The 14,739-nt window shown below is 32.5% G+C and carries 15 protein-coding genes and 1 other annotated feature; all 15 genes read left to right on the forward strand.

The genetic code is table 11. The features are described from left to right. Nucleotides 1-3 precede the first annotated feature (3 nt). The 15 genes from KQH81_RS07365 to KQH81_RS07435 all read left to right on the forward strand — a co-directional run bounded on the left by KQH81_RS07365 (nt 4) and on the right by KQH81_RS07435 (nt 14,667). Complete coding sequence (locus KQH81_RS07365) at nt 4-1,356, forward strand: acetyl-CoA carboxylase biotin carboxylase subunit (RefSeq protein ID WP_027638217.1); 1,353 nt, start codon at nt 4-6, stop codon at nt 1,354-1,356. Beyond that, entirely contained in the window at nt 1,349-2,233 is an 885-nt protein-coding gene (accD, locus tag KQH81_RS07370; protein ID WP_027638216.1) for an acetyl-CoA carboxylase, carboxyltransferase subunit beta, read from the forward strand. The genes KQH81_RS07365 and accD overlap by 8 nt, the downstream gene beginning before the upstream one ends. Then, the gene (locus tag KQH81_RS07375) at nt 2,211-3,014 is read left to right on the forward strand and encodes an acetyl-CoA carboxylase carboxyltransferase subunit alpha (protein ID WP_027638215.1); all 804 of its coding nucleotides are present in this window, start codon (nt 2,211-2,213) and stop codon (nt 3,012-3,014) included. Before accD ends, KQH81_RS07375 begins: the two co-directional genes overlap by 23 nt. A 116-nt stretch (nt 3,015-3,130) precedes the next feature. After that, a complete protein-coding gene (locus KQH81_RS07380) occupies nt 3,131-4,381 on the forward strand; it encodes a replication-associated recombination protein A (RefSeq protein WP_027638214.1) in 1,251 nt (416 codons plus the stop codon). Nucleotides 4,382-4,467: 86 nt separating this feature from the next. Beyond that, the gene (locus tag KQH81_RS07385; protein WP_027638213.1) at nt 4,468-4,917 is read left to right on the forward strand and encodes an RrF2 family transcriptional regulator; all 450 of its coding nucleotides are present in this window, start codon (nt 4,468-4,470) and stop codon (nt 4,915-4,917) included. A gap of 10 nt (nt 4,918-4,927) precedes the next feature. After that, nucleotides 4,928-6,115: a cysteine desulfurase NifS gene (nifS, locus tag KQH81_RS07390; RefSeq protein ID WP_027638212.1), complete on the forward strand. Its 1,188-nt coding sequence runs from the start codon at nt 4,928-4,930 to the stop codon at nt 6,113-6,115. A gap of 6 nt (nt 6,116-6,121) precedes the next feature. Continuing rightward, nucleotides 6,122-6,535, forward strand: coding sequence for a Fe-S cluster assembly scaffold protein NifU (nifU, locus tag KQH81_RS07395; protein WP_099336381.1), 414 nt, complete (start codon nt 6,122-6,124; stop codon nt 6,533-6,535). A gap of 128 nt (nt 6,536-6,663) precedes the next feature. After that, complete coding sequence (locus KQH81_RS07400; RefSeq protein ID WP_027638210.1) at nt 6,664-7,173, forward strand: PRC-barrel domain-containing protein; 510 nt, start codon at nt 6,664-6,666, stop codon at nt 7,171-7,173. Then, nucleotides 7,154-8,173 carry an AI-2E family transporter gene (locus KQH81_RS07405; RefSeq protein ID WP_027638209.1) on the forward strand — a complete coding sequence of 340 codons (1,020 nt, stop codon included), beginning with the start codon at nt 7,154-7,156 and terminating at the stop codon, nt 8,171-8,173. The genes KQH81_RS07400 and KQH81_RS07405 overlap by 20 nt, the downstream gene beginning before the upstream one ends. An 87-nt stretch (nt 8,174-8,260) precedes the next feature. After that, nucleotides 8,261-8,435: a binding site (T-box leader), on the forward strand. Between the two features lie 74 nt (nt 8,436-8,509). Further along, a complete protein-coding gene (gene alaS / locus KQH81_RS07410; RefSeq protein WP_027638208.1) occupies nt 8,510-11,143 on the forward strand; it encodes an alanine--tRNA ligase in 2,634 nt (877 codons plus the stop codon). A 156-nt stretch (nt 11,144-11,299) separates the two neighbouring features. Next, the gene (locus tag KQH81_RS07415; RefSeq protein WP_027638207.1) at nt 11,300-11,551 is read left to right on the forward strand and encodes an IreB family regulatory phosphoprotein; all 252 of its coding nucleotides are present in this window, start codon (nt 11,300-11,302) and stop codon (nt 11,549-11,551) included. Nucleotides 11,552-11,687: 136 nt separating this feature from the next. Further along, entirely contained in the window at nt 11,688-12,101 is a 414-nt protein-coding gene (gene ruvX / locus KQH81_RS07420) for a Holliday junction resolvase RuvX (RefSeq protein WP_027638206.1), read from the forward strand. Between the two features lie 22 nt (nt 12,102-12,123). Beyond that, a complete protein-coding gene (locus KQH81_RS07425; protein ID WP_027638205.1) occupies nt 12,124-12,381 on the forward strand; it encodes a DUF1292 domain-containing protein in 258 nt (85 codons plus the stop codon). 28 nt (nt 12,382-12,409) lie between these two features. Further along, a complete protein-coding gene (locus tag KQH81_RS07430) occupies nt 12,410-12,859 on the forward strand; it encodes a Fur family transcriptional regulator (RefSeq protein WP_027638204.1) in 450 nt (149 codons plus the stop codon). Between the two features lie 140 nt (nt 12,860-12,999). Then, the gene (locus tag KQH81_RS07435; RefSeq protein WP_027638203.1) at nt 13,000-14,667 is read left to right on the forward strand and encodes a ribonuclease J; all 1,668 of its coding nucleotides are present in this window, start codon (nt 13,000-13,002) and stop codon (nt 14,665-14,667) included. Nucleotides 14,668-14,739: the final 72 nt, after the last annotated feature.

The following is a 14,739-nucleotide window of genomic DNA, read 5'->3' on the forward strand; positions in this document are numbered from 1 at the left end:
ATTATGTTTAGTAAGATACTAATTGCAAATAGAGGCGAAATCGCTGTAAGAGTGATAAGAGCCTGTAGAGAGATGGGAATTCAAACTGTTGCTGTATACTCTGAAATAGATAGAGAATCTCTTCACGCTAACCTAGCCGATGAAGCAATATGTATAGGGCCAAATAGTGCTAAAGATAGTTATTTAAACATCGAAAACATAATAAGTGCCACCATACTTACAGGTGCAGAAGCTATACATCCAGGTTTTGGTTTTTTATCTGAAAACCCAAAGTTTGCAGCTATATGTGAAAGCTGCAATATAAAGCTTATAGGTCCTTCTAAGGAAGCTATGAGCCTTATGGGAGATAAAGCAAAGGCAAGAGAGGTTATGAAAGATTCAGGTATTCCAGTTACTCCTGGTTATGAAGGTATCATAGAAGATAAGGGTAAGCTTTATGAAATCGGAGAGAGCATTGGATATCCACTTATGATAAAAGCTGTTTCTGGTGGAGGCGGAAAAGGTATAAGAATTGTAAATTCGAAAGAAGAGCTTTTAAAAAGTTTTAACGTAGCAAAAGCCGAAGCAAAAGCATCATTTAATGATGATAGAGTTTACTTAGAAAAGTATATACAAAAACCTCATCACATAGAATTTCAAATACTAGCAGACAGCAAAGGGAATGTTGTGCACTTAGGAGAAAGAGATTGTTCCATGCAGAGAAGAAATCAAAAAGTTTTAGAAGAAGCGCCTTCAAGTTTTATTGATGATTCTCTCAGAAAGAAAATGGGAGAAATTGCAGTAAAAGCAGCAAAGGCTGTTAATTATGAAGGAGCAGGGACAATAGAATTTTTAGTTGACAAAGACAAGAATTTTTACTTTATGGAGATGAATACCAGAATACAAGTTGAGCATCCAATAACTGAAATGATAACAGACATAGATATAGTAAAAGAACAAATAAAAATAAGTTATGGTGAAGCTTTAAATATGCGTCAAGAAGATATTAAAATAAAAGGCCACGCTATAGAATGCAGAATAAATGCGGAAGATCCATATAAGAACTTTATGCCATGTGCTGGAACAATAGAGAATATGATTCTTCCAGGAGGTTTTGGTGTGAGAATTGACACAGGAGTCTATAGTGGATATAAGATTCCACCCTTTTATGACTCAATGATATGTAAGGTCATAGTCCATGACAAAAATAGGATTGATGCTATAAACAAAATGAAAAGATCTCTCTTTGAAATGGTCATAGAGGGAGTTGAAACTAATATAAATTTTCATTTTGACATATTAAATCATGAGGATTTTGAACATGGAAATTATGACACTTCATTTTTAGAAAATAAGTTGGTGAAGAATAATGCTTAAAAATATATTTAGAAAAAATAATTATATAGTTGTAAGCTCAAAACCTTTAGATAGTTATCACGAAGAAAAAACAGAAGTGAAACCATCCATACCAGACGGTATGTGGACTAAGTGCCCTCACTGCTTTAAAATACTTTACAAAGAGGATATAGAAAAAGATGGGAAGATATGTAGCTACTGCGGATACAACTTTAGGTTAAATCCAAGAGAAAGACTTGCAATGATACTTGATGAAGGCAGCTTTAAAGAATTCTATACAGATATTCTTGGAGGTAATCCTTTAAATTTTCCAAGTTATGACGAAAAAAAGAAAAGTCTAAGAGAAAAGCTCAATGAAGATGAGGCTGTTGTGTGTGGAGAAGGGCGCATAAATGGAAATAAAGTATTTATAGGAGTTATGAATAGTGAGTTTTTAATGGGAAGTATGGGAACTGTGGTTGGAGAAAAACTTACAAAGCTTATAGAAGAGGCAACAGTTTACAAAACGCCTCTTATAATATTTACGGCCTCTGGAGGAGCAAGAATGCAGGAAGGAATACTTTCTCTAATGCAAATGGCAAAAGTAAGCGGAGCCCTTAGTAGATTTCATGATGCAGGAGGACTTTATATAACAGTTCTTACAGACCCTACCACTGGCGGAGTAACAGCTTCCTTTGCAATGCTTGGCGATATAATAATAAGTGAGCCTAGAGCACTAATAGGATTTGCAGGAAGAAGAGTTATTGAAAAAACTATTGGCGAAAAGCTTCCTGATGATTTTCAAAGTGCTGAATTTTTACTGGAAAATGGATTTGTAGATATGATATGTAAAAGAGCGGAATTAAAGAGCACATTATCAAAGATTTTGATGCTTCATGGAGGTGTTAGAAATGACTAGAGCTTGGAATAGAGTTCTTATGGCTAGGCATAAAGACAGACCTAAAGCTGGAGATTATATAGAGAATGTATTTGAAGATTTTTTAGAATTTCATGGAGATAGAGTAAGTGGAGATGATAAGGCTATAATAGGAGGAATTGCTCTTTTAGATGGTATACCAGTTACTGTCATTGGTGAAGCCAAAGGTCGTGATACAAAAGAAAATATGGAAAGAAATTTTGGAATGCCTCATCCATCAGGATATAGAAAAGCTTTAAGACTTATGAAAAGCGCTGAAAAGTTTAAAAGACCTATAATATGCTTTATCGATACACCAGGTGCTTTCTGTGGAATGGAAGCAGAAAAGAGAGGACAGGGAGAGGCTATAGCACAAAATTTATTTCAAATGATGTCGCTAAAAGTTCCTATAATCTCACTGGTAATAGGAGAAGGAGGAAGTGGAGGGGCTCTAGCTCTTGGAGTAAGCGACAGGATTTTAATGCTTGAGAACTCAATTTACTCAATATTATCACCAGAAGGGTTTTCATCTATATTGTGGAAAGATTCAAAAAGAGCGGCTGAAGCAGCTGAAGTTATGAAACTTACAGCTTTAGATTTAAAACAAATAGGAATTATTGATGATATAATAAATGAAGCTAATAATGGCACTAATATAAATAATGAAATAACAATAAAAAATGTGAAAGAAGCACTGATAAAAGAACTTGCAGATGTGATGAAAATGGACACTGAAGTCATGTTAAATAAGAGATATGAAAAGTTTAGAAAAATTGGAGTATAAAGTGAATAAGAAATTTCTATAAAACTACTGATAAAATTCGGTAGTTTTATTTTTATATCTATGAAAAAGAGATATAATATAAACTGTAAGTTTAAAATCAAGAAAGGATGAAATATATGAGAGAACCGTTAGCTCATTATCTCAGACCTGATACTTTAGAAGATGTAATAGGGCAGCAGCATATATTAGGAAATGGAGGATTATTAAACAGGGTATCAAAATCTAAAAATGTACCAAACATGATATTTTATGGACCTCCAGGTGTAGGAAAGACTACTGTTGCAAATATAATAGCAAAAAATGCTGGTAAAAGGCTTTATAAGTTAAATGCAACTACAGATAGTTTAAAAGATATAAAGGATATAATAGGAGATCTTGATACATTTTTAGGCTATGATGGGGTAGTGGTTTACATAGATGAGATACATCACTTTCCAAAAAGAACTCAGCAAGTGCTTTTAGAGTTTATGGAAAATGGACAGATAACCCTTATAGGAAGTACCACGGAAAATCCTTATTTTTATGTGTTTAAAGCTATATTAAGTAGGGCACTTGTAGTTGAATTCAAGCCACTTTCTAATGAAGAAATAGAAACTGGATTAAAGAGAGCTGTAGAAAGGCTGAATAATATAGAAAAGAAATCTATAGGATTTGAAGATGATGTATTTAGAGTTCTTAGAGAATATTGTAATGGAGACTTAAGAAGAGGTCTTAATCTTTTAGAAGTACTAATAGATACTAGGAGTAAAGACATAATAACATTAGAAGATTTAGAGGGTGTAAAAGGAGAAAAAATATTAAATTTTGATAGGGATGGAGACAGTCATTATGATTTGTTAAGTGCTCTTCAAAAATCCATAAGAGGAAGCGACCCTGATGCAGCAATAGTTTATTTAGCTATGCTCATAAAAGGTGGGGATTTAATATCAATCTGTAGAAGACTTCTTGTAATATCATCAGAAGATATCGGTCTTGCATATCCTCAAGCTGTAACTATAGTAAAAAGTTGTGTAGATTCTGCTATGCAGCTAGGTTTTCCAGAAGCAAGAATTCCACTTGCAGAGGCTGCTATTCTACTAGCAACATCACCTAAATCTAATAGTTCCTGCGTGGCTATAGATAAAGCTATGGCAGATTTAGATAGTTTAAACATAGGAGATATACCAAAATATTTAAAAGATGGACATTATTCAGGAGCAAAATCATTAGGAAGAATGCAAGGATACAAATACCCTCATAACTATAAAAATCATTATGTAAAACAGGAATATATGCCTGAAGGGCTTGATGGTAGGAGCTATTATGAATTTGGAGAAAACAAGCTAGAGAGTGCATCAAAGGAGTACTGGAAAAAAGTAAAAGAATAAAAAAAGTATTGTTGACAAAGTTACTCTGATTTGATAAAATAATTTTGAAATCATAGTAAAACACTCAACTTTAAGGAGTGATAAATGTGAAGTTGTCTACTAAAGGACGTTATGGTGTAAAAGCCATGGTAGATTTAGCAATAAATTATGGCAAGGAGCCTATTTCAATAAAAGCCATATCCCAAAGACAGAACGTATCTGAATATTATTTAGAGCAGTTATTCAGTCCTCTTAGAAAGTCTGGCTTAATAAAAAGTATAAGAGGTGCTCAGGGCGGATATGTACTTAACAGGGATCCTAAGGATATAAAAATTTCAGAAATAATGTATGTTCTTGAAGGACCTATTGAGATATCTGACTGTGTTGATGGATCGAGTTGCAATAATATAGATTGCTGCGCTACAAGACTTTTATGGGAAAAAATAAAACATAGCATCGACAGTGTCATGGAGTCTGTGACTCTACAAGATATAGTAGATGATTACTATGCTATAAAGGATAAAAATTTAAAAAGTATAGAAATTACAAAAAAATAGGAGTGAGATTATGGATAAAGTAGTTTATATGGATTATTCAGCTACTACATATACAAAGGATGAGGTACTAAAGGAAATGCTTCCTTATTTTACACAGCACTTTGGAAACCCTTCTTCTACATACGGACTAGCTAGAGAAACAACAAAGGCAATAGATACTGCAAGAGAAAGAGTTGCAAAAGCTTTAAACTGTGATAGAAGTGAAGTTTATTTTACAGGCGGCGGTTCAGAAGCAGACAACTGGGCTTTAAAGGGTGTTGCTTTCGCTAATGTAAAGAAAGGAAAGCATATAATAACTACAAGAATAGAGCATCATGCTGTATTACATACTTGTGAATACCTTCAAAAGTTAGGATTTGAAATAACATATTTAGATGTTGACAAAGAAGGATTTATAGATGTAGAGGAACTAAAGAAAGCTATAAGAAAAGATACAATATTAGTTTCAGTTATGTTTGCTAACAATGAAATCGGAACTATAGAACCTATAAAGGAAATCGGAAAGGTCTGTAAAGAAAATGGAGTGCTATTCCATACAGATGCTGTTCAAGCAATAGGTCATGTTGAAATAGATGTAAAGGAAATGAACATAGATTTATTATCTTTAGCAGCTCATAAGTTCTATGGTCCAAAAGGAATAGGTGCACTATATATAAGACGTGGAGTTAGGATAGATAATTTAATTCACGGTGGAGCTCAAGAGCGTAATAGAAGAGCAGGTACAGAAAATATAGCAAGCATAGTTGGTCTTGGAAAAGCCATAGAGATGGCAACTACTGATATAGAAGGAAAAACTAAGAGATTAAATGCTTTAAGAGATAAGCTTATAGATGGACTTCTTGAAAAGGTTCCTTATACAAGATTAAACGGACCTCGTTATGAAGGAAGATTAAATAATAATGTAAATATATGTTTCAATTTTATAGAGGGGGAAGGAATACTTCTATGGTTAGATGAAGCTGGAATATGTGCATCAAGCGGAAGTGCTTGTACATCTGGATCTTTAGATCCATCCCATGTACTTTTATCAATAGGATTACCTCATGAAGTAGCTCATGGTTCATTAAGATTAACTATAGGCGATGGAACAACAGAAGAAGAAGTGGATTATGCTTTGGAGCAAATACCACCAATAATTGAAAGACTTAGGTCAATGTCACCACTATGGCATGACTTTTTAAAGAAGGGAGAGAAATAAATTATGATGTATAGTGATAAGGTAATGGATCATTTTAAGAATCCTAGAAACGTAGGAGAAATAGAGAATGCCAATGGAATAGGTGAAGTTGGAAATGCAAAGTGCGGAGATATAATGAAAATCTTCTTAAAGGTAGAGGATAACATAGTACAGGATGTTAAGTTTATGACTTACGGCTGTGGATCTGCTATAGCTTCATCAAGCATGGCAACAGAATTAATAAAGGGAAAATCTTTAGAAGATGCATGGGAGCTTACAAACAAGGCGGTTGCAGAAGCTTTAGATGGACTTCCACCAGTAAAGATGCACTGTTCAGTTTTAGCAGAAGAAGCAATTCATAAAGCTATAAATGACTACAGAATAAACCAAGGCTTAGAGCCATGGGAAGAAAAAAATCCTCATGTACATGATCATCACTAATTAACATAATAAAAAGCTAAGAAGAGAATAAAATCTTTTCTTAGCTTTATTTTTTTACCCATTATATAGGTATTCTTTTAATATTTTAGGGAAAAATTAAAAGGAGTGTTTAATGAGGGTGGGATATTATGTTTCGTGTAAAATATTTTCAGTACATGAATGTATATGATAATAAAGGAAAGTATCTTGGTTTTATAAAGGATATAGCAATAAATTATCATAAAAGCAGAGTAATTGGTTTTAAACTAAGTTCAAAAGGTATTTTTTCAAAAGAAAGATATATATTATCGGAAGATATAATTGCGATGAACGAAAAAGTCATAGTCACTAAGTCTATAAAAGACAAATTTCTATGTTTCAGTGATATAAAATCTTTAGATATAATAGACTCATCTGGTGGGATTGTAGGAGTGCTGGAAGATTTGATAATAGATCTTGGAGATTACTCCATCAAAGGGATAGTAGCAAATCCAGGTATATTAATTAAGATGATGAGAGGAAAAGAGATAATTTTAATAACTGAAACTATATTAGGAGATTACAGCATAGCTTATTTTGGAGATAGAAATAAAGTTAAACTGGTTTCCTTAAGCACTAAAGAGTTAGGAGAACATAATGATGAAAAAACCGTGGATTAAGTTTGCATTAAAAGCTTTTTTAATTGCAGCATTAATTTTTATTATTTATAGACTTATGAATATAAGGATAATAAAAGATGTAGTATCTATGATTTTTATATCATTTCTGCTTTCATATGTTTTAAAACCAATACAAGAATTTTTATATAAAAAGGGTATCAACAAAAAGGCATCAGCTATAATTTTAATTTTAAGCATAATTGGAATAATAGCAGGATTCGTAATTTATTTTGTTCCAATTGTACTTAAAGAAGGAGAACATTTTTATGAGTCATTAGAAGATATAAAAAATAGCATGAGCTATATGTATTCTACGATTATGGAAAAAAATAAGTTTTTCATGTATTTAAATGGGGAGTTGGAGTATAGAGTAAGAAGTTTTACAAATTCTCTTTTGCTGAAGGTTTTAGATGGAGTAGTGAGTTTTGGAGAAAATGTATTATCCTTTGCTGTAGTACCTGTACTTTCTTATTATTTCTTAGGAGAAGGAGAATTTTTTTATAACAAGTTCATGCTTCTAATACCTAGAACTAAAAGAACGGCTACGAGAAATATTTTTAATGATATAGACAAAATATTATCTAGATATGTAGCCAGTCAATTTTTACTGAGTATACTCATAGGGGGACTTACTTTCATAGTTCTTATATCATTAAAAGTAGATTTTCCTATAATATTATCAGTAATAAATGGCATAGCAAATATAATTCCATACTTTGGACCTATAATAGGTGCTGTTCCGCCTATTCTTATGGCATTACTTATATCTCCATCAAAGGCATTATGGGTAACAGTACTTCTTTTAATAATACAGCAGATTGAAGGTAACATATTATCACCTAAAATAATAGGAGACAGCATTTCTATGCATCCTATAATTGTAATAATTCTTTTAATCCTTGGAGGAAAAATAGGAGGATTTACAGGAATGGTTTTGGCAGTGCCTTTGGGAGTAGTTATAAAGATAATATATGAGGATGTAAATTATTATTTGTTTTAAATTTTTTAGAGAAATTAAAAATTATTATTTATCTAATTCCTTGACATAAGTTTAATAATACCATATAATTTGCCTATGAGAATTTAATATTCAGTGATGATGAGAAGGAGTAAAGTCATTATTCATTTTCAGAGAGGAAGCGGTTGGTGTGAGCTTCTAAGAATGTGATTTGAAGGCTATCTTTGAACTGTTAACTTAAGAGATGGATATTTTATATTCATGAATTAGGGTGGTACCACGGAATAATGCTTTCGTCCCTTGTGCTAGGGATGAGGGCTTTTTTATATTTTATTAGAATTTTATATGAATTCAAATGTGCAATTAGGAGGAATAAACATGAAAACAATGGGATTAAATGAGTTAAGAGAAGCATACTTAAGTTTTTTTGAATCAAAGCAACATCTTAGAATGCCTAGTTTTTCTTTAGTGCCTAAGGATGACAAAGGTCTTCTTTTAATAAACGCAGGTATGGCACCATTAAAGCCTTATTTTACTGGACTAAAAACACCACCAAGCAAGAGGGTTACTACATGTCAAAAGTGTGTAAGAACTATAGACATAGATAATGTAGGATATACTTCAAGACATGCTACTTTATTTGAAATGTTAGGAAACTTCTCTTTTGGAGATTACTTCAAAAAAGAAATAATTCCATGGGCTTGGGAGTTTGTAACAGAGGTTTTGCAAATTCCAAAGGATAAATTATATGTGACTATTCATTTAAACGATGATGAAGCTTATGAGATATGGACAACGAAGACTGATGTTGATCCTAAGAGAATATTTAGATTAGGAGCAGATAACTTCTGGGAAATCGGAGTTGGACCTTGTGGACCTTGTTCAGAGATTCATTATGATAAGGGTGCTGGAAAGATAACAACATCAGAGGAGTTTGAAAAAGCTTCGGATGCAGATAAGATAGTTGAGTTCTGGAATTTAGTATTTACTCAATTTGATAAGGACGAAGAGGGAAACTATAATAAGCTAGCACATCCAAACATAGATACAGGAATGGGTCTTGAAAGAATCGCAACAATAATGCAAGGTGTTGAATCAATCTTTGATATAGATACTGTTAAGAGCATAGTTGAAGGTGTTACAGATGTTGCAAAGATCCCTTATGGCAAAGATAAGACTAGTGATATCTCTATAAGAATAATAGCAGACCATATAAAAGCTGTAGCATTCCTAATAGGAGATGATGTACTGCCTTCAAATGAAGGAAGAGGTTATGTTTTAAGAAGACTTCTAAGAAGAGCTGCTAGACATGGAAGACTTTTGGGAATAAAGGGAATATTCCTTAAAGATTTAGTAGATAAGGTAATAGAAAACTACGGAAATGCTTATCCAGAACTTAAAGAAAAAACTGACTATATAAAGAAAATAATAGGTCTTGAAGAAGAAAGATTTAACGAAACAATAGACGGCGGTATGGATATATTAAAGGGGTATATAGAAGAGCTTAAAGAAAATAAGGAAAATGTCCTATCAGGAGAAAAGGCATTTAAACTTTATGACACTTATGGATTTCCTCTAGAACTTACAGAAGAGATAGCAAAAGAGGAAAATATAAAAGTTGATTTAGACGGATTTAAGAAAGAGATGGAACTTCAAAAGAAGAGAGCTAGAGAAGCTAGAGAAGAAAATACCTATATGGGTGGAGAAGATTCCATTGCAAATAAGATTTCAGAGGATATAAAGACAGTATTTACTGGTTATAGCGAAACAGAATCAAAAGGAATAGTGAAAGCTATAATAAGCGAAGATTCCTTTGTAAACTCAGTAAATGAGGGGGAAGCCATAGTAGTCACTGATAAAACTCCTTTCTACGCAGAAATGGGAGGTCAGATAGGTGATACTGGTATGATTTTTAGAGATGGATTTAAAGCAGAAGTCGTAGACTGCAAAAAGAATATAAATGGAAAGATAATGCATTTTGTAAGAGTCTTAGAAGGAACTTTAAACTTAGATGAAGAAGTCACTTTAACTGTAAACTCTAAAAGAAGAAATTCAATATGCAAAAACCATAGTGCAACTCACATGCTTCACGAAGCACTAAAGGAAGTTTTAGGCTCTCACGTAAACCAAAGTGGTTCTTATGTTAACGAAGAAAGATTGAGATTTGACTTTACTCATTTTTCACCAGTTACTGCTTCTGAAATAGAAAAAATAGAAATTTTAGTAAATGATAAAATAATGGAAGCATATAATGTAAATACAGATGTAATGTCAATAGAAGAAGCTAAATCATCTGGAGCAATAGCATTATTTGATGATAAATATAAAGATGAAGTTAGGGTTGTATCAATAGGAAGTTTCAGCAAAGAGCTTTGTGGAGGTACTCACGTTAGAAATTCAGGACAAATAGGATTATTTAAGATATTATCTGAAACTGGAGTAGCTGCTGGCATAAGAAGAATAGAAGCTGTAACAGGAATAAATGCTATACGTGAAATGGAATCAAAGAATGAGCTTTTAAAGGAAGCTGCAAAAGCATTAAAGTGTACAGAAAAAGATATACTAACAAAGGTTTCAGCAAACTTAAACGAATTAAAAGAGAAAGATAAAGAAATAAATACTCTTAAATCTAAGCTTATAAAAGGCGTAGAAGATGAAATCTTAAAAGAAGCTAAAGATATAAAAGGAACAAAATGTGTTACTTACTCTTTAGAAAATATAGATGGAAACGCATTAAGGGATATAGGAGATAAAGTTAAAGATAAGCTTGGAGAAGGTGTTATAGTTCTTGCTTCAACTAAAGACGGAAAAGTTAACTTTGTAGCAATGGCTACTAAAAATGCTGTAGCTAATGGAGCTCATGCTGGAAAGATAATAAAAGAGGTTGCCAAAGTAGCTGGCGGCGGCGGTGGCGGAAGACCAGATATGGCTCAAGCTGGTGGAAAATTACCTGAGAAAATTCAAGAAGCATTAAAGAAAGTCCCAGAAGTATTAGAAACTTTATTAAAGTAGATATATACAATTTTGTATTTATGATTTATAATAAATACAAAGAAACAATTAAAACACTAGAATAAGTTCTGACATATAGGTTATACTATAAAGGGATGACTACTTAAATGCTAAAATATTGTGCAAGGGGGTGAAGCTGCTATTGCAGCCACGCTTATGAATAATGACAATACAATGCAATTTGATTTTAGTAGAGATAAAAAGGATTTGACAAAAACTATCTTAACAGATGTATACGAATCTTTAATAGAAAAAGGATATAATCCTGTAAATCAATTAGTTGGTTATTTGATTTCAGGCGATCCAACATACATTACTAACTACAATGGTGCGAGGGCCTTAGTTAGAAAGCTTGAAAGAGATGAAATTCTTGAAGAAGTTTTAAAATCTTATTTAGGAATAAAGTAAAAGGTGCCCTATTTGGGCACCTTTTTATTTAACATAGAAAATATAGTGAAAACTTTTATAATAAAAATACATAATATAGGTACAATAGAAATATACGATATGTGAATAGCTAATAAATTTTAAAGGAGTATATTTAATGCGGATTTTAGGACTAGATGTAGGTGACAGAACCATAGGTGTTGCAATAAGCGACCCATTAGGATTTACAGCACAGGGAATAACTACAATAAGAAGAAAAAGTCTTCAATATGATTTAGATGAATTGAAAAAAATATGTGATGAATATTCAGTAGAAGTAATATTATTAGGATTACCTAAGAATATGAATGGAACTATAGGGCCTCAAGGAGAAAAAGTTCTTGAATTTTGTGAAAAATTAAAAGAATTTTTAGGACTCCCTATAGAGATGTGGGATGAAAGACTAACAACTGTTGCAGCTACGAGAGCTATGTTAGAAGCGGATATGTCTAGAGCTAAGAGAAAAAAGATTGTTGATAAGATGGCAGCAACTTATATTTTACAAGGATATCTTGATAGAATTTCAAAATAGAAAAATAGAAGGAGAGAAAAAGATGGAAAATAACGTTGACACAATTGTTTTATTAGATGAAGATGGTAATGAGGTGGAATTTACTGTAGAAGCAAAATTTGACATAGAAGGAAATGAATATGTTATAGTAGTAGCAGAAGGTGAAGAAGACGCTGTTGCTTTAAAGATAACAGAAGATGAAGAAGGAAATGACCTTTTAATACCAGTTGACGATGAAGGAGAATTCGCTTTAGTAAGTGAAGCTTACGAAGCTCTTTTTGAAGAAGGATATATGAATTAGTTTATTATAGAATGGAGTTGTTTAATCCATGAGAAAGGCATCTTCTTTAGTAAATATAAATAAATTAAAAGAGGATTTAAAAAATAAAGGATATAAGCTTACCCCTCAAAGAAGATCTATTGTGGATACAATAATAGAAAATGAAGGAAGTCACCTTACTGTAGAGGAAATCTATGATAAGGTTAAAATACAATGTCCAGAAATAGGACTCGCAACTGTTTATAGGACTGTTATGCTATTAGAGGAAATGGGTATAGTATACAAGTTAGATTTAGACGATGGGTGTAGTAGATATGAATTGGTTCACGAAGATGAGTTGCATAGGCATCATCATTTGATTTGTACAAAGTGTGGAAAGGTGATTGAGGTTGAAGGAGATCTTTTAGAGAATCTGGAAGCTAAAATAGAAAAACAATACAATTTTAAAATTAATGATCATAGTGTTAAGTTTTTTGGGATTTGTGAGAATTGTAAATAAATTGATAGCGATTATTACACTTGAATAATAGCTTAAGCAATTAAAAAGCAATATAGACCATTCAAGATGAGAGGAATGAGCCATAAGAGTATCATTATAGGAAAACTTAGTTAAAGCACTATATATAAGGAGGGTAGTATATGAAGAAGGAAAAAGAAAAGATAAAGATTATCCCTCTAGGTGGTTTAAATGAAATTGGCAAAAACATGACAGCCATTGAATATAAAGAGGAAATAATAGTAATAGACTGCGGATTAAAGTTCCCTGATGAAGATATGTTCGGAATAGATATAGTAATACCTGATGTATCTTATCTTATAAAAAATAAAGAAAAGGTTAAAGGGATATTTTTCACACATGGACACGAAGACCATATAGGAGCCCTTCCATATATACTAAAACAAATCAATGTACCAATTTATGGAACGAAATTGACTTTAGGGTTAATTGAAACAAAACTTAAGGAGCATGGATTATTGACTACTACAGAGTCACATCTTGTTAAACCAAGAGATATAATAAAACTTACATCCATGTCTGTCGAGTTTATAAAAACTAATCACAGTATAGCGGATTCAGTAGCTATTGCTGTACACACTCCATTAGGAGTTATACTACACACCGGAGATTTTAAGGTAGACTATACACCAATTGATGGAGAGAGAGCTGATTTTGCTAGATTTGCAGAACTAGGTAAAAAAGGCGTTCTTGTAATGATGGCAGATAGTACTAACGTTGAAAGACCAGGATATACAATGTCTGAGAGAACAGTAGGCGAAACCTTTGAAAATATATTTGGAAAATCCAAAGGTAGAATAATAGTTGCTACCTTTGCATCAAATGTTCACAGAATTCAACAAGTAATAACTGCAGCTGAGAAATATGGAAGAAAAGTTGCGGTATCTGGAAGAAGCATGGAGAATAACGTAAATGTTGCCTTGGAACTTGGTTATTTAACTGCAGAGAAGGATACACTTATAAATATAGACTCTATAAATAAGTACAATCCAGAGCACATGATTATAATAACTACAGGAAGCCAGGGAGAACCGATGTCAGCCCTTTCAAGAATGGCTGCATCAGAGCACAGAAAAGTCTCTATAAATGAAGGAGATACAGTTATAATATCAGCAAGTCCTATTCAAGGAAATGAGAAGCTTATATCAAAGGTAATAAACCAGCTTTTCAAAAAAGGTGCAGATGTAATATATTCAGCATTAGCTGATGTACACGTTTCAGGTCATGCATGTCAAGAAGAATTAAAACTTATGCATTCTCTTGTCAAACCTAAATTCTTCATCCCAGTTCACGGAGAGTATAGACATTTAAAGCAACATGGCGAACTCGCTGTAAGACTTGGTATGGATCCTAAAAACATTGTAATAATGGATAATGGTGATGTAGTTGAGCTTTCAAGAAATAGCATAAGAAAAAATGGCTCCGTAGTAGCAGGTCAAGTATTTGTAGATGGTTTAGGTGTTGGAGATGTAGGAAATATAGTTCTTAGAGATAGAAAGCATCTTTCCCAAGACGGAATACTTACAGTAGTTGTTACTATAGAGAGAGAAAGCGGTTCTGTAATAGCTGGACCGGATATAATATCTAGAGGCTTTGTATACGTAAGAGAATCAGAAGATCTTATGGGAGAAGCTAGAGAAGTAGTTAAAGAGGCTTTAAGAGAATGTGAAAATAAGAAAATAACTGATTGGTCTACAATGAAATCACTTATAAAAGAAGACCTTAGAATTTTCTTATATGAAAAAACTAAGCGAAAACCAATGATACTTCCTATAATAATGGAGATATAAATTTAAAAAAATTTTTATGGAAGAAGTAGAAATTGTTTCATTAAAAAGTTGAATTTATTATTGAAATTATTA

This window comes from Clostridium cadaveris, from assembly GCF_020911725.1.
Taxonomy (GTDB): Bacteria; Bacillota; Clostridia; order Clostridiales; family Clostridiaceae; genus Clostridium_X; species Clostridium_X cadaveris.

What these genes read in the sequence shown, in the direction of transcription:
- KQH81_RS07380 (WP_027638214.1), top strand. Translation starts at nt 3,131, where the DNA reads ATGAGAGAACCGTTAGCTCATTATCTCAGACCTGATACTTTAGAAGAT.
- nifS (WP_027638212.1), top strand. Translation starts at nt 4,928, where the DNA reads ATGGATAAAGTAGTTTATATGGATTATTCAGCTACTACATATACAAAG.
- KQH81_RS07415 (WP_027638207.1), top strand. Translation starts at nt 11,300, where the DNA reads ATGAATAATGACAATACAATGCAATTTGATTTTAGTAGAGATAAAAAG.
- KQH81_RS07400 (WP_027638210.1), top strand. Translation starts at nt 6,664, where the DNA reads ATGTTTCGTGTAAAATATTTTCAGTACATGAATGTATATGATAATAAA.
- alaS (WP_027638208.1), top strand. Translation starts at nt 8,510, where the DNA reads ATGAAAACAATGGGATTAAATGAGTTAAGAGAAGCATACTTAAGTTTT.
- nifU (WP_099336381.1), top strand. Translation starts at nt 6,122, where the DNA reads ATGTATAGTGATAAGGTAATGGATCATTTTAAGAATCCTAGAAACGTA.
- ruvX (WP_027638206.1), top strand. Translation starts at nt 11,688, where the DNA reads ATGCGGATTTTAGGACTAGATGTAGGTGACAGAACCATAGGTGTTGCA.
- KQH81_RS07365 (WP_027638217.1), top strand. Translation starts at nt 4, where the DNA reads ATGTTTAGTAAGATACTAATTGCAAATAGAGGCGAAATCGCTGTAAGA.
- accD (WP_027638216.1), top strand. Translation starts at nt 1,349, where the DNA reads ATGCTTAAAAATATATTTAGAAAAAATAATTATATAGTTGTAAGCTCA.
- KQH81_RS07405 (WP_027638209.1), top strand. Translation starts at nt 7,154, where the DNA reads ATGAAAAAACCGTGGATTAAGTTTGCATTAAAAGCTTTTTTAATTGCA.
- KQH81_RS07425 (WP_027638205.1), top strand. Translation starts at nt 12,124, where the DNA reads ATGGAAAATAACGTTGACACAATTGTTTTATTAGATGAAGATGGTAAT.
- KQH81_RS07430 (WP_027638204.1), top strand. Translation starts at nt 12,410, where the DNA reads ATGAGAAAGGCATCTTCTTTAGTAAATATAAATAAATTAAAAGAGGAT.
- KQH81_RS07435 (WP_027638203.1), top strand. Translation starts at nt 13,000, where the DNA reads ATGAAGAAGGAAAAAGAAAAGATAAAGATTATCCCTCTAGGTGGTTTA.
- KQH81_RS07375 (WP_027638215.1), top strand. Translation starts at nt 2,211, where the DNA reads ATGGAGGTGTTAGAAATGACTAGAGCTTGGAATAGAGTTCTTATGGCT.